Genomic DNA, 14437 nt, shown 5'->3' on the forward strand with positions numbered 1-14437 from the left:
GAGGCGCTGGCGCTAGGCTTGCAGGGCTTTGGCCGGGCTGTCGAACACCTCGTAGCCATCGCGGGGGGTATAAAGCACCGTGAGGCCGCGTTGCTCGCTGGGCGATAGTGCCCTGTTGGTGTCCGAGTTATTGAACGGGCGCTGTGTCGACGAACCGTCACTACTCGTGATCAGGAAGGCGCCTGCCATCAACGTACCGTTGGGCTTTGGCGTATCGAGCTTGAGCGGATACACCCCAGGCCGCTCTCCATCCTGCATGGCGCTTTCCCGCGCCTCCAGAGTGGGGTATTCAATCGCTTTGTCGATCAGCACCTTGGCGGCCGGGAGCATTGTGCCTTCTTCTACCTGAAGCGCTGCAAGGGTAGACAACATCTGCCGTTGAATACGCAGTAACTCGCCTTGCCGTGCCTCAGGGTTCGCTTCGCCAGAGCGTGGCTCCGTCCAGAATCGGGCAAGGCTCGAGGGCAGCTCTTTTTCGATGGTTTGGGCAATCGACAACAGGCTACCGGCAGCGTCCAGTTGTTTATCGCGTTCGGCCGGCGCGTCCCCCAGATAAAAACCGCAGTCTGTGGTGGCGGGGCTTGTGGAGGCGTCCGAGCCACCGAGCCCCTTGGAGGTCTTGAGCGCGTTAAAGAGTGCCGCAGTGGCAGGCTCTACAGAGAGCAATGTGCGCTGCCCCTGCTCATCAGTGTGATAGCGATGAAAATAGAGTTTAGTGGCGTCCAGCGGCGTCTGTTTGTAGAGCGCCTCAGCGAGTTGCTGTTCGATGACGCTCGAAAGGGTTGGCTGCTGGCCCGTCAGTGCGTGGATTTGCTGATTCAGCGCCCGAAATTGGTGAAGCAACTGAAGGTGTTTTTCGCTGATTTGCCGGCCGTTTTTCAAGCCTGCCGGGGTCACGCTGATGGGGGCAATGCCCTTCACATGAGGAATCGTTGATGGCTCATTTGCCGGCGATAGGGCATTGGCCTCGGGCAATAGAACGCTGTGCGAGGGGGGCAGATCCCGGCGCGCATGAAGACCAGTCACAGCTGAAGTCATTTCGGCTTTCTCGGATGTATTAACCCATGCGTCCCTGACGATTATTCATGTAACACTCTTCCTGAATGGGCACCGCATAGTGAAAACTGAGCAGGGAACAGTTCCGACAAGGTCGATCAGTAATAGTAAGTAAGCGTAAATGGACCGCCTCCAACAGCCCGTTGATTGCAACCATGTCATGGGCCAAGACATGCACCACCGTCAGGTCATGGCGGATAAACCGACCGGGCTGGCGCACATATCTGGTGCGCACCGGAAAACTTCAAACACAAAACCATCCTCCAAGCGACACTGGCGCCGCTTTACGACGTATCCCCATGGCATGGCACGCCTGCTGCAACACGCTGAACCATTTCCAACGGTTCAGGGAGCGCAGCACAATGAACACACAACTCAAACCCACCTTAGGCACCCTGCATCTCTGGGGCATCGCCGTGGGGCTGGTGATTTCCGGCGAGTACTTTGGCTGGAGCTACGGCTGGGGCGTGGCCGGCACCTTAGGCTTTCTGGTCACTTCGTTGATGGTCGCCGCGATGTACACCTGCTTCATCTTCAGTTTTACCGAGCTGACTACCGCCATTCCCCATGCCGGAGGCCCCTTTGCCTACAGCCGTCGCGCCTTTGGTGAAAAAGGCGGCTTGATTGCCGGGCTGGCTACCTTGATCGAATTCGTCTTCGCCCCGCCCGCAATTGCCCTGGCCATCGGCGCCTACCTGAACGTGCAATTCCCGGCACTTGATCCCAAGCACGCCGCCGTCGGCGCTTATATCGTGTTCATGGGCCTGAACATCCTCGGGGTCAAACTTGCCGCGACCTTTGAGCTGGTGGTGTGCGTACTCGCCGTCGCCGAACTGCTGGTGTTCATGGGCGTGGTCGCCCCGGCGTTCAGCTTCAGCAACTTCGCCCTCAACGGCTGGGCCGGTTCCGACACCTTCGGCGCGCCGGCGATTGCCGGGATGTTTGCCGCTATTCCCTTCGCCATCTGGTTCTTCCTCGCCATCGAAGGTGCCGCCATGGCCGCCGAAGAAGCCAAGGACCCCAAACGCACGATTCCAAAAGCCTACATCAGCGGCATCCTCACCCTGGTGTTCCTGGCCATGGGCGTAATGTTCTTCGCCGGTGGCGTAGGCGACTGGCGCACCTTGTCGAACATCAACGACCCACTGCCCCAGGCGATGAAAACCGTAGTCGGCGAAAGCTCCGGCTGGTTGCACATGCTGGTGTGGATTGGCCTGTTTGGGTTGGTGGCGAGCTTCCACGGCATCATCCTCGGCTACTCGCGCCAGTTCTTCGCCCTGGCCCGCGCCGGTTACCTGCCGCCCTTCCTGGCCAAACTGTCGCGTTTTCAGACACCCCATCGAGCAATTATTGCCGGCGGCCTGGTCGGCATCGCGGCCATCTACAGCGACGGCCTGATCAACCTGGGCGGCATGACCCTGACCGCCGCCATGATCACCATGGCGGTGTTCGGTGCCATCGTCATGTACATCATGAGCATGCTCAGCCTGTTCAAACTGCGTAAGACCGAGCCCCTGCTGGAACGCACCTTTCGCGCACCGGGCTACCCCATCGTGCCGGGTATTGCACTGGTACTGGCAGTGGTGTGCCTGGTGGCGATGGCCTGGTTCAACGCCCTGATCGGGCTGATCTTCCTGGGCTTTATGCTGGCAGGCTTCATCTATTTCCAACTGACCGCGCAAGACCGCGCCGACGCCCCGACAGATGCGATGTTGACGGGACTATAGCGCCCGCGAGGCAGAACGGGCCTACACTGAACTACTCAGAAAGCCCGTGACTCAAAGCAGTCATTACCGTGGGAAACTTTCCCACGGACATCTGCCTCAAGGAGAGCCTTATGCCGTGGTATGCGTGGTTGATTATGGTAGTCGCAATCGGGTCGATCGTCGGAGGGCTGATGATGCTGCGCGACAGCGCCAACAAAGTCGAACTCACCGACGAACAACGTAAACGCGTGGCCGAGCGCAATGCGCAGGCGGATGCCAAGGATGCGCAGGATCGCTGAACCTTGAGTTACTCCCAATCCGCCTTGGCGATATGCAAACCGTGCTGCCCCTTGTAGGCAGCACGTTCCGGCTGGCTCCAGCCATTGAGCAACTCATCCTCCAACCGGTAGATCTCCACCCCCAACGGACGACACACCGTCAGCGGATCCTGCGCATCCGGCCCCCACATCGGTAGCGATAAATCCCCGCCAGGGCACGTCGACAACGCACACAGCAAATCAATCTCGGCAAAAAACTCCAGGTAATCACCCTTCTGCGCCGGACAGGCTTTCATAAAGTACATGTCATCGTGATTGAGGCCCGTGCACTGGAAAATATTCAACACGTCATGCACGTCGAATTCCGTCAGCCCATGGGGCAATACCGCACGGGTCAGGTTCGAGTGGCAATGGTGATGAAAGTCCTCCCCAGTCAGCATCCGGTTCACATAGGGATCGCAGCGCGTACCAAGCAAATCGTGCAAGCGTCCGCCGTATTCATCGATGCCGTAACTGGCGAGGCTGTCGTCGGTGATGGTCACCAGCGGCCGTAGAAAAGGCAGGTTCGACCACAAGCGATCATGGGTGCTGACATGGGCACCCTGAAGCTGCCGAGTGCGCGCAGCCCACAAACGCTCGCGCGGGTCATTGGCGTTCCATACGTTGAAGTCCCCCACCTGCGGGCCCACCGGCGTGGTCACACGGAACACATGCCCGGCCGGCACTTTCCATGCCCTGCCCGTACGGATAGGTACCTCGAACTGTTCGATCAACGTGCGCTGGGTTTTCTGATCACGAATGCGCTCATAGAACGCCGTATCCACCTGCAATGCTGAGCCTTTGCTGACTTGGTACGCGGCCGGATAGTCTTTATACATGGGGCAATCCTCCATCAAGGGTGATCAAACAAGGCCAGGGAAAGATGTTCCGAATCATCCAGGTACAGGCTCATCGCCTCGCTGGCGGCCTGGGTTTGGTTGCGGGTTAACAGCGTGTATATCTCATGGTCGCGCTCCAGCCAGGGTAACTGGAAACTCTGCTCATCCGGCGCGGCGCAAAACACCAGGCGCAGCTGGGCGATCACCTGGGCAAAAAACTCGTCGAACAGTGGGCTGTCCATCAACGCGATGATCTGTTGGTGGAAAACAAGACTGTGGGTAGCCACCGCTCGCCAATCTTCGCGCTCCCGGGCCAGGGTGGTGGCGTCGATAGCGTTTTGCATGCGGCCTGATTGAGTGTCCGTCAGCGGGCCGCTTTGGGCTATGGCCTGCAATTGCAGGGTGCGGCGGACTACGAAGAGGTCACGTACTTCTGCCCGCTGCAGGCGCCGAACCATTACGCCCTTATTGCGGACATAGCGGGTAAGCCCTTCTTGGCCCAAGCGATGCAGCGCCTCACGGATAGTATTGCGCGAGGCGTTGTAGCCCTTGACTAAGTCGGCCTCGACGAGCGACACACCCGGCAGCAGCCGCCCGCCGATAATGTCGGCGCGTAATTCCAGGGCGATTTGGTCGGCTAAAGACAAGCTGGACGTCATGTACACCTCAAGATTGTTGAACAATCGTTGAGTTGAATGTAATCACGTTTCATGCCAACGCGGCCTGAGAGTAAATAGACGCAGCTTTGATAAAGGAAAGGCCGGTCAATGACCGGCCTTCTGGGGCTATCTTCGCATCTTCAATTAATAACCAATCTGTCGCGATTCTTCTCCAGCAGTGCTTTACCGATGCCTTTTACTTCCAGTAACTCATCCACCGCTGTGAACGGACCGTTGCTTTCGCGATACGCAACGATTGCCTTCGCCTTGGAAGCGCCGATACCGAACAGGTCGCGGCGCAGGGTCTCGGCATCGGCGGCGTTGAGATTGACCTTGGTGGATTGCTCGATCTTGGTCATTTGGGTGGAGATTGGGCTTGAAGCTTCCGGCTTGATGGGAGGCGCAGCGGTGGTGGCGACGGAGAGGGAGGTGAGGAAGGCGAAGACAAGAGACGAAATGTAGAGGTTTTGCATTGGTGACGCTCCATGACATCGGTAAGAGAAAAGCAGCTTTTCCGAAGCTGCTTTTCTACGTTAGGCGATGGGTGGAGGGTGTCAAAAATGGGTGAGTAACAGGGTGTTAACTCACGGCTCCAAGCGCCGCTGCTGGTAGATCCAGTCGACGATTTCGCCATCGGGGGAATAGCCGCTAACGGTATCGCGCAGAAGCTGGCGGACACGGGTGTAGTCGTCTTCATCAACCGCAGCAAGCAACTCAGTGAGCTTGCCTTTGAGCGCTTCCCATGAGAGATGATCTTCATTGGCACTCATGATCATCGGGTGCTGGGTAGCAACGACGTTGTCACCAATCAGCAACTCTTCGTAAAGCTTTTCACCGGGACGTAGGCCAGAGAATTCGATGGCAATATCACCGTGGGGATTCTTCTCAGAACGCACACTCAAGCCGGATAGGTGAATCATTTTTTCGGCCAGCTCGACAATCTTCACTGGCTCTCCCATATCCAGAACGAATACATCGCCTCCCAGCCCCATGGAGCCTGCCTGGATTACCAGCTGGGCCGCTTCAGGGATCGTCATGAAGTAACGAGTAATCTTTGGATGAGTAACCGTCAGCGGGCCGCCAGACTTGATCTGCTTGTGGAACAGCGGAATTACTGAGCCGGAAGAACCCAGCACATTGCCAAAACGAACCATCGTGAAACGGGTTTTGTTGACCCGTGAGATGTTCGACTTGTCACCAAACAGTACGGGAGCCGGTTCACGACTGAGCGCTTGTAGGGTCAATTCAGCCAAACGCTTGGTACTGCCCATGACATTAGTTGGGCGTACCGCTTTGTCGGTGGAGATCAAAACAAAGTTGGACACCCCGACCTGAAGCGCGGCCTGGGCAGTATTAAGCGTACCGATCACATTGTTCAGCACGCCTTCGGCAATGTTGTGCTCAACCATCGGCACGTGCTTATAAGCTGCGGCATGGTAAACAGTGTCTACGCGCCAGGTTTTCATGACATCTACCAGTTTTTCCTGGTTACGCACCGACCCGAGGATCGGCAATAGCTTAACTGGCAGCGACTCACGAACAACGCGTTGCTCAAGCTCCGAAAGGATGCTGTACAGATTGAATTCACTGTGCTCAAACAATAGCAGCGTCGTCGGACGTAACGCGAGAATCTGACGGCACAGCTCAGAGCCGATGGAACCACCCGCGCCAGTCACCAGAACATTTTGCCCCTTGATGCAGTGCTCCAGAAGCTCGGCTTGAGCAGGTACCGTATCGCGCCCCAACAAGTCGGCAATGTCGACTTCCTGAATATCGTCGACCTTGACGCGGCCACTGGCTAGATCCATGAAACCCGGAACGCTGCGTACGTGGAGCGGAAAACCTTCAAGGAAACCAAGGATTTCACGGCGACGACCGCGATTAGAGGAGGGTATTGCAAGCAGGATTTCTTGTGCGCCAGTGGTGTCGATCATGCGCTGGATGTGTTTGGGTTTGTAGACTTGCAGGCCTGAGATAACACGATCAGTGATGCTGATATCATCATCAATAAAAGCGACAGGACGCATCACCCTGCCCATGCGCAACGCTGCAACTAACTGGTTGCCCGCAGCGCCTGCGCCGTAGATAGCTACCCGTGGCAGACCATTATCACGACTCGTGAAAGGCACGTGCTGTGATGCAGCGAACCAGTCACCCAGAAAGTACTGACGCATAGCCAGACGCAGGCCGCCCACCATGATCAGGCTGAGCCACCAGTAGTTGAAGATAATAGATCGTGGAACCACGTTCTGATGGTTGCTGTACCAATAAACGACAACGCCGAGAATCAGCGACGAAAGGCTCACCGCTTTGATAATGGCTACAAGCGCATCGTTCCCGAAATAACGCATGACGGCACGGTACATTCCGAAACGAATGAAAAGAGGGATAGCGACCACTGGAGCAGTCAAAAACAACCATGGGTGTTGGATAACGGGGTTGACCATCTCGTCAATGCCCAAGCGCACCACAAAAGCCATCCACAGCGCAAACCACACCAGCAAAACGTCTGTGGAAACTTGTATCAGACGCTTCTGACGGCGCGGTAAACCCAGTAATAAAGCTCTCAATTTCTCCATAACCCCTTCAACCACCTTGTACTGCTCCTGCAACTTACGTTATCAGTGTCACGACCTAAACCAACGCACCCGTTGTTGATGTCGCCACTTGATCTGGACGCTCCATGAGCGTCGCCGCTTCTCAAACTGTAAAAAGCGGGCTAGGCTCGGCCCGCTCAATAACCGCTTACAGACTCAATCCACAGCTGCCAAACCCATAATTTCCTTGAGCACAGCACAGGTTTTATCAATCTCGGAAGCCTCAAGCGTCGGATGCACGAGAAACATGAGGCTGTTTTCGCCCAGTTCTTTAGCGACAGGGAGTCTATTTGCAGGACGCCATCCTGTGTTGTCGAATGCCTTTTCCAAGTACACCTCGGAACATGAACCCGAGTAGCACGGCACACCACGAGCGTTGATCTCGGACAGGATACGATCACGGTTCCACTCTGGCTTTAACTGCGCAGGTTCGACGAATACGTAGCATTTGTACGCTGCATGCACTGTATCTTCAGGAATGGCTGGAACTCGAATTCCTTTCAAACCCTTGGCACAGTCCCAAATGCGGTGCGCGTTAGCCAAACGGCTCGCTCGCCATGCAGGCATCCGGCGCAATTGAATGCGACCAATAACACCCTGCACCTCAAGCATACGCCAGTTGGTACCAAAGCTCTCGTGTACCCAGCGGAATCCGGGTGGATGCTTGCGCTCGTACACCGCCTCCCAGCTTTTACCGTGATCCTTGAAAGCCCACATTTTTAGCCATAGGGACCGATCATTGGTTGTGACCATGCCCCCCTCACCGCCGGTGGTCATGATCTTATCCTGACAGAACGACCAAGCGCCGATATGGCCGATAGACCCTACTGGGCGACCTTTGTAAACGGCGCCGTGCGCCTGGGCACAGTCCTCGATTACTTTCAGATCATGCGCTTCAGCCAAAGCCATGATCGGATCCATGTCACACGACCAGCCGGCCAGGTGAACGCAGATAATTGCCCTGGTACGTGGGGTAACGACAGCGGAAATCGTGTCGGCGGTGAAGTTTTGCGAGTCGCAATCAACATCAGCGAATACCGGGACGGCACCAGCGTTAACAATACTGGATACCGAGGCGAGAAACGTGCGCGACGTGACGATAACCTCGTCGCCAGCACCAATGCCCAATGCCAGCAATGCCAGATCAAGCGCAACAGTGCCGTTTGCCAACGCAATGGCATATTCAGTACCTGACCAAGCGGCAAACTCTTTTTCAAATTCGCGGCATTCTTTGCCAGTCCAATAGTTCACCTTATTGGAAAGGATGACATCGCGTACCGCGTCGGCTTCTTCAATAGTAAAAGAGGGCCAAGGAGAAAAGGGTGTATTCAGCACAACACAGTACCCGTTAATTTCGATGAGAAAGTAAGGAGCGCAGTAAGCGTCCGTTCGTCTGCCGCAATAGCTATAACAACTGAGTTCAACACACTGAAATGCTTGCCTAACGTGGCCTAGCAGGTACGCCAATGACAGTCTGTGAATCCGCGACATCGCTGACCACCGCCGCACCAGCACCCACCGTAACATGAGTGCCAATCCGTATGGACTGCCTGACGCAGGCGCCAATGCCGATCCAGCTCATGTTACCGACCTGCACAGTGCCTGCCAGTCTTGCCCCCGGGCTGATATGGACGGCTTCCCCAAGCACGCAGTCGTGATCAATACTACACCCAGTATTAAGAATTGCACCTAAACCGATTTGCGTACCGGCATTCACCACTACGCCTGCAAAAGCCACCGATCCCACTCCTATCGCAGCATGACGGCTGATAGTTGCCTGTGGGTGGATCAGCGAAACCAACCGGGCCCCGTCCCTCGCAAGCGCCATCAGCTTTGCATGACGCACCGTATTGTTGCCGATGGCAACTACGACACCTTCATAATCCCCGGCATGTTTCAGCAAAATCGAGGTATCGCCCGCAATACGCCAATCGCCGTTCGTCTCACGCCCTGACCAGTTGTCTTCAAAAAAATCTACGACGTCCCAACCACAACACTCCGCCGTATCAGCTACGACCTTCCCGTGGCCCCCGGCGCCGACAATGGCCAAGCGCTTCATTATTGACGCCCCGTAAACTTCGACATCGTCGCTTCGCCGTCGGCACTGATGCCTTCGCGGACAATCACTTTCTTCAAAGTCAGGAAAACAATCTTCAAATCCAGCCAAATACTTTGGTTATCGACGTACCAAACATCGAGTTTAAATTTATCTTCCCAACTCAAAGCATTACGTCCGTTAATTTGGGCCCAGCCAGTTACGCCTGGGCGAACTTCATGGCGCCGATATTGTTGCACGCTATAAAGCGGAAGGTACTCCATTAATAGCGGGCGCGGCCCAACCAAACTCATTTCGCCTTTTAAAACATTCCATAAGCCCGGAAGCTCATCCAAGCTGCTTGAACGCAGGAATGAGCCAAATGCAGTCATGCGTTCGGAGTCAGGGAGTGGTTTGCCATGGACATCGCACGCATCTTTCATTGTGCGAAATTTGATCATTTCAAAGGGTTTGCCATGCAACCCTGGACGTACCTGGCGAAACAGCACTGGAGCCCCCAGCTTACGGCGGACTTGCCAGGCGACAAGGGCAATGGCCGGCGAAAGCAACAACAGCCCCAAAAAAGACGCAACTATATCAAACAATCGCTTAAGCATCTGGCAATCCCACACTCAGTCCTGATGTTGACACTCTAACTTCGATGACTGTCACTGACCATCCTTCCCAGCCAGCCGCTTGAACACCGCCGCAAAGCTCTCAACACCCTTGCGCAATGACAAGTTGGCGCGGTAAAAATCACGCCCTTTTTGAGACAACGCCGTGCGCTCAGCAGGTGTTGCGTCCATCAATTTATCGACTGCATCAACCAACGAATTCGGGTTCTGTGATTCTACGACATATCCACAGCCACTTTGGGTGACCAGATCTGCCGCATCACCATCCACGCCCATTAGCAACGGCTTGCCTACCGCCATGTAGGCCTGCGTCTTGGAAGGTATGGTGATGGCAAACAACGGGTCTTTTTTAAGGTGGACCAGTAATGCATCCGCGTTGCTCAGGTAATTACCGACCTGGGCCATGGAAACCGCAGGTAGGAACACCACATTATTCAGCCCCTCATCACCAGCCCTTTGCTCCAGCCGCTCGACCTCGACACCACCACCTAGAAATACAAAAACCATGGCCTTGTCGCGTGACAGCAGTATTTTGGCTGCGTCTAGCACCGAGTCGAGCGCCTGGGCTTTACCTATGTTCCCGGCAAAAAGAACACGAAAGCGGGACGCGTCCGGAAAACCATCCGAAATCTTATCGGTGCTTGCCGTGATCTGATCTTCGGCGCACCAATTATAAATAACCTCAATCTTGTTTTCAGGCACACCACGTTCGATCAGTAAACGTTTGAAACCCGGCGACAGGACCACCACTTGATCAACATGGCGATAGACCCAGTCGCAAATTTTTGAAACGACATTTAATGCCTTCTCGTTTGAGAACATTCCTGTTGCCCGCAACGTATCAGGCCACATATCCTGAATGTCGTAGACCACTGGCACACGACGAAAAAACCGGATGAAAATAGCGGCAATACCCACGGTTAAGGGCGGGTGATAGGCGTAAATAACATCCGGACGTTTTGCACCGAACAAACCGTAAAACAAACTTGTTACCGCAAAACTTATATAGTTCGCGACGCGGCCCAAGCCGCTTTGACCATGACTCGGATACAAAGGCAGTCGTGTTATTTTGACTCCATCAATTACTTCTTTCTGAACCAAGCGCATCTTGAAGCCGGGGTAAATTTTACCGCCTGGGTAGTTAGGAAAACCAGTGACCACCTCAACGTCAAACCCTAGCTTCACCAGCTCTCGTGCAAAAACGAGTCCTTTGAATGTGGGTTCCGGATCGAACCACTGAGTCAAAAGCAAAACACGAACTGCCATTTAATTAATACCTTTTCCACACTATACGCATAACATAATCGCGATAGCTGTGAATGATCCGAACCACCTTAGCGGCAACGTTTGGCATGCTGTAATCTGCGACAAGGCGCAAGGTACGATCAGTCCCGCGCTGCTGGCTGTCAAGCAACTGCAGGCCCTGCATCACTCGCTCCACTTCCAGGCCTACCATCATCACCGCGGCCTCTTCCATACCTTCTGGGCGCTCATGAGCTTCGCGCAGGTTCAGAGCGGGGAAGTTTAGAATTGACGATTCTTCATTGATAGTACCGCTGTCAGACAGCGCGGCCTTGGACTCCAGTTGCAGCTTGTTGTAATCCTTGAAGCCCAACGGTTTGAGCAACTGCACATTTTCATGAAATGTGATGCCCAGTGCGTCAACACGTTTCTGCGTACGAGGGTGGGTTGAGACGATCACTGGGTGCCCGAAATGCTCGGCTACCGAGTTCAACACATCCACCAACTTCAGGAAGTTTTTATCGGAATCGATATTCTCTTCGCGGTGCGCGCTGACCACAAAGAACTTGCCGGCTTCAAGACTCAGGCGCTCGAGAATATCAGACGCCTCAATGCCTGAACGGTAGTACTGAAGCACTTCAAACATCGGGCTGCCAGTTTTGATAACCATGTCTGGCGACAAACCTTCTCGCAACAGGTAATCACGCGCAATGGTACTGTACGTCAGGTTGATATCCGCAGTGTGGTCAACAATTCGGCGGTTGATTTCTTCTGGCACGCGCATATCAAAGCAACGATTACCTGCTTCCATATGGAAGGTCGGAATCTTGCGACGCTTTGCCGGAATAACAGCCATGCAGCTATTGGTATCCCCGAGCACCAGCAACGCTTCAGGGTTCACGTCTGCCAGTACCCGATCAACTGCGATGATCACATTACCGATCGTTTCCGCGCCGCTGGCACCTGCAGCATTTAGAAAGTGATCAGGTTTACGAATACCCAGATCGTCAAAGAAAATTTGATTTAGTTCGTAGTCATAATTCTGACCGGTATGAACGATAATATGCTCACAGTGTTCATCTAGGGCCGCCATGACACGAGAAAGACGGATAATTTCGGGCCGAGTTCCTACAACAGTCATCACTTTCATTTTTTTCATAAAACCTCCTTACTATTATAGCCAGCTTGTTATGCTGTACCCACAGCCAGCGCATAAGTATCCGGTTGAGCTCGGTCAAATATTTCATTCGCCCAAAGCATAACAATCATTTCATCCTGACCAATATTAGTAACGTCATGAGTCCAACCCGGAACAGTTTCAACAATTACAGGTTTCTCGCCGCTTGTATGCAGCTCATAAAACTCACCAGTTACAACATTCCTAAACTTAAAGCTTGCATTACCACGTATAACTAAAAACTTCTCAGTTTTAGTGTGATGGTAGTGCCCCCCCCGAGTAATACCAGGATGAGCGGTAAAGTATGAAAACTGCCCAGCATTCGGTGTTTTGAGCATTTCAACAAATACACCACGAGGATCACCGTACTTCGGTACCTCATAGGTGAAATTTTCTGGCGGAAAGTAGCTCAGATAGGTAGCGTAAAGCGCCCTAGTAAGACCAGTGCCCACTGTTTCCGTGATCAATGTAGTACGACTTTCATGAAACGCATGCAGCGTTGCAGACAAATCACCTACAGTAATTTGATATTGAGGGTTGACCTCTACAAATGGACTCGTCGTTTCCAAGCCATCCATCACATCCATAAAACACTTGATTACATCATCAATATATACAAGTGTAATTTTTGCGGAGGGGTCATTGATTTTTACAGGCAGGCCCCTTGCAATATTGTAGCAAAAAGTTGCAACAGCCGAATTATAATTAGGACGAGCCCATTTACCAAATACATTAGGCAGTCGAAACAAATACACGGCAGAACCGTGAAGGGAAGCCAGCTGTTTCAGAATATCTTCTGCTCCACGCTTACTTGCCCCATAAGCATTGTCTTGCTCTGCTTGTGTTGAAGACGTGTATATGATCGGAATTTTTCGCCCGCTAGCAATTACAGCATCTGCGAGTAAACGGGTGAGATCAGTATTTCCTGCCTTGAACTCTTCAACATTTTTAGGGCGATTGACACCAGCCAGATGAAAAATAAAGTCTACATGCTTTACTTTCTCGGAAAGGCTTTGACGGTCGTCGTCACGAGAAAAGCGAAAAACTTGAATGTCTTTTCGCTCTGACAAATGAATAGTCAAGTTCTGTCCGACAAATCCATTTGCGCCAGTAATTAGTACTTTCATCATCATTCCTCAGGTGTCGCGTGCTCACCACGTTGAATCGCTTGCATGAAGTCCAGCTTGAGCAACAAACGTTTCATACCCTCGACATCAAGACGCTCAGTGTTATGTGAGTTATAGTCTTCAGTATGAGAAATTTTTTCCTCTCCCTGCTCAACAAATTTACTGTAGTTCAAGTCACGCAAGTCAGGTGGTACACGGAAGTAATCGCCCATATCCTCGGCGCAGGCCATTTCTTCTCGGCTCAGAAGAGCTTCATACAGTTTCTCTCCGTGGCGTGTACCAATAACTTGGATAGGGTGGTCGGGCTTACCAACGAGGGAGGTTAATGCACGAGCAAGTGTTTCAACCGTTGCAGCAGGTGCCTTCTGCACAAAAATATCACCATTATTCCCATGCTCAAAAGCATAAAGAACCAAGTCAACTGCATCCGCTAGTGTCATCATGAAACGCGTCATGTTAGGATCTGTAATTGACAACGATTGTCCAGCACGAATCTGCTCAATAAACAGAGGTATAACGGAGCCACGAGACGCCATTACGTTGCCGTAACGGGTTCCACAAATAACTGTTGAGTTGTCATTACGGGACTTTGCAACCATAACCTTTTCCATCATGGCCTTGGAAATACCCATGGCATTGATAGGGTATACAGCTTTATCCGTGCTAAGACAAACAACTCGTTTGATATTATTTTGAATAGCGGCTTCTAGTACATTGTCCGTCCCTAAAACGTTGGTTTTAACCGCTTCCATAGGGTGAAATTCGCAAGAAGGAACTTGCTTGAGTGCTGCGGCATGGTAAATAAAGTCAACACCACGAGTGGCATTCAAAACGCTTTGAAAGTCGCGAACATCTCCAATATAAAACTTTAATTTAGCGCTATTATAACGCTTACGCATATCGTCTTGTTTCTTTTCATCTCGACTGAACACACGAATTTCTTTCAGGTCCGAATCCAGAAAGCGCTTCAATACTGCATTCCCAAAAGAACCAGTACCACCAGTAATCATCAACGTCGCATCTTTGAAAACATTAGTCATATATGTA

Annotated in this window: 14 protein-coding genes; 2 read left to right on the top strand and 12 right to left on the bottom strand. The window is 52.9% G+C overall.

The window, feature by feature from the left end:
- Window positions 1-12 precede the first annotated feature (12 nt).
- A complete protein-coding gene (locus JH25_RS27615) occupies window positions 13-1038 on the bottom strand; it encodes a hypothetical protein (RefSeq protein WP_164699503.1) in 1026 nt (341 codons plus the stop codon).
- Between the two features lie 380 nt (window positions 1039-1418).
- On the opposite strand from JH25_RS27615, the gene eat reads away from it, so the two are divergent.
- Window positions 1419-2783, top strand: a complete 1365-nt coding sequence (gene eat, locus JH25_RS21205; RefSeq protein ID WP_032877161.1) for an ethanolamine permease — start codon at window positions 1419-1421, stop codon at window positions 2781-2783.
- Between the two features lie 110 nt (window positions 2784-2893).
- Entirely contained in the window at window positions 2894-3061 is a 168-nt protein-coding gene (locus tag JH25_RS27860) for a DUF2897 family protein (RefSeq protein ID WP_003172675.1), read from the top strand.
- A gap of 8 nt (window positions 3062-3069) precedes the next feature.
- Here JH25_RS27860 and JH25_RS21200 read toward each other — a convergent pair whose 3' ends face one another.
- From JH25_RS21200 to JH25_RS21150, 11 genes are all read right to left on the bottom strand, one after another.
- Window positions 3070-3918, bottom strand: coding sequence for an urea carboxylase-associated family protein (locus JH25_RS21200; protein ID WP_032877162.1), 849 nt, complete (start codon window positions 3916-3918; stop codon window positions 3070-3072).
- Window positions 3919-3932: 14 nt separating this feature from the next.
- Window positions 3933-4577 carry a GntR family transcriptional regulator gene (locus JH25_RS21195; protein WP_032877163.1) on the bottom strand — a complete coding sequence of 215 codons (645 nt, stop codon included), beginning with the start codon at window positions 4575-4577 and terminating at the stop codon, window positions 3933-3935.
- Window positions 4578-4717: 140 nt separating this feature from the next.
- Complete coding sequence (locus tag JH25_RS21190) at window positions 4718-5050, bottom strand: ComEA family DNA-binding protein (protein ID WP_032877164.1); 333 nt, start codon at window positions 5048-5050, stop codon at window positions 4718-4720.
- A 111-nt stretch (window positions 5051-5161) separates the two neighbouring features.
- Entirely contained in the window at window positions 5162-7156 is a 1995-nt protein-coding gene (locus tag JH25_RS21185; protein WP_032877165.1) for a polysaccharide biosynthesis protein, read from the bottom strand.
- A 174-nt stretch (window positions 7157-7330) separates the two neighbouring features.
- Window positions 7331-8509: a DegT/DnrJ/EryC1/StrS family aminotransferase gene (locus JH25_RS21180; RefSeq protein WP_032877166.1), complete on the bottom strand. Its 1179-nt coding sequence runs from the start codon at window positions 8507-8509 to the stop codon at window positions 7331-7333.
- 106 nt (window positions 8510-8615) lie between these two features.
- On the bottom strand, window positions 8616-9233 hold the full coding sequence (locus JH25_RS21175; RefSeq protein ID WP_032877167.1) for an acetyltransferase: 618 nt from the start codon (window positions 9231-9233) through the stop codon (window positions 8616-8618).
- Window positions 9233-9826 (bottom strand): sugar transferase, encoded by a 594-nt coding sequence (locus tag JH25_RS21170; protein WP_032877168.1) that lies wholly within the window; start codon window positions 9824-9826, stop codon window positions 9233-9235. Before JH25_RS21170 ends, JH25_RS21175 begins: the two co-directional genes overlap by 1 nt.
- Before the next feature lie 51 nt (window positions 9827-9877).
- Window positions 9878-11110 (bottom strand): glycosyltransferase family 4 protein, encoded by a 1233-nt coding sequence (locus JH25_RS21165; RefSeq protein ID WP_032877169.1) that lies wholly within the window; start codon window positions 11108-11110, stop codon window positions 9878-9880.
- 4 nt (window positions 11111-11114) lie between these two features.
- Window positions 11115-12245, bottom strand: a complete 1131-nt coding sequence (wecB, locus tag JH25_RS21160) for a non-hydrolyzing UDP-N-acetylglucosamine 2-epimerase (RefSeq protein ID WP_032877170.1) — start codon at window positions 12243-12245, stop codon at window positions 11115-11117.
- 29 nt (window positions 12246-12274) lie between these two features.
- Window positions 12275-13390 carry a UDP-2-acetamido-2,6-beta-L-arabino-hexul-4-ose reductase gene (gene wbjC, locus JH25_RS21155; protein WP_032877171.1) on the bottom strand — a complete coding sequence of 372 codons (1116 nt, stop codon included), beginning with the start codon at window positions 13388-13390 and terminating at the stop codon, window positions 12275-12277.
- 2 nt (window positions 13391-13392) lie between these two features.
- Window positions 13393-14430: a polysaccharide biosynthesis protein gene (locus JH25_RS21150; RefSeq protein WP_032877172.1), complete on the bottom strand. Its 1038-nt coding sequence runs from the start codon at window positions 14428-14430 to the stop codon at window positions 13393-13395.
- Window positions 14431-14437: the final 7 nt, after the last annotated feature.

The organism is Pseudomonas sp. BRG-100 (assembly GCF_000737955.1).
In the GTDB taxonomy this organism is placed as follows: domain Bacteria; phylum Pseudomonadota; class Gammaproteobacteria; order Pseudomonadales; family Pseudomonadaceae; genus Aquipseudomonas; species Aquipseudomonas synxantha_A.

Coding starts and splice junctions, on each gene's coding strand:
- JH25_RS27615 (WP_164699503.1), bottom strand. CDS start 1,038: ATGACTTCAGCTGTGACTGGTCTTCATGCGCGCCGGGATCTGCCCCCC.
- eat (WP_032877161.1), top strand. CDS start 1,419: ATGAACACACAACTCAAACCCACCTTAGGCACCCTGCATCTCTGGGGC.
- JH25_RS27860 (WP_003172675.1), top strand. CDS start 2,894: ATGCCGTGGTATGCGTGGTTGATTATGGTAGTCGCAATCGGGTCGATC.
- JH25_RS21200 (WP_032877162.1), bottom strand. CDS start 3,918: ATGTATAAAGACTATCCGGCCGCGTACCAAGTCAGCAAAGGCTCAGCA.
- JH25_RS21195 (WP_032877163.1), bottom strand. CDS start 4,577: ATGACGTCCAGCTTGTCTTTAGCCGACCAAATCGCCCTGGAATTACGC.
- JH25_RS21190 (WP_032877164.1), bottom strand. CDS start 5,050: ATGCAAAACCTCTACATTTCGTCTCTTGTCTTCGCCTTCCTCACCTCC.
- JH25_RS21185 (WP_032877165.1), bottom strand. CDS start 7,156: ATGGAGAAATTGAGAGCTTTATTACTGGGTTTACCGCGCCGTCAGAAG.
- JH25_RS21175 (WP_032877167.1), bottom strand. CDS start 9,233: ATGAAGCGCTTGGCCATTGTCGGCGCCGGGGGCCACGGGAAGGTCGTA.
- JH25_RS21170 (WP_032877168.1), bottom strand. CDS start 9,826: ATGCTTAAGCGATTGTTTGATATAGTTGCGTCTTTTTTGGGGCTGTTG.
- JH25_RS21165 (WP_032877169.1), bottom strand. CDS start 11,110: ATGGCAGTTCGTGTTTTGCTTTTGACTCAGTGGTTCGATCCGGAACCC.
- wecB (WP_032877170.1), bottom strand. CDS start 12,245: ATGAAAAAAATGAAAGTGATGACTGTTGTAGGAACTCGGCCCGAAATT.
- wbjC (WP_032877171.1), bottom strand. CDS start 13,390: ATGAAAGTACTAATTACTGGCGCAAATGGATTTGTCGGACAGAACTTG.
- JH25_RS21150 (WP_032877172.1), bottom strand. CDS start 14,430: ATGACTAATGTTTTCAAAGATGCGACGTTGATGATTACTGGTGGTACT.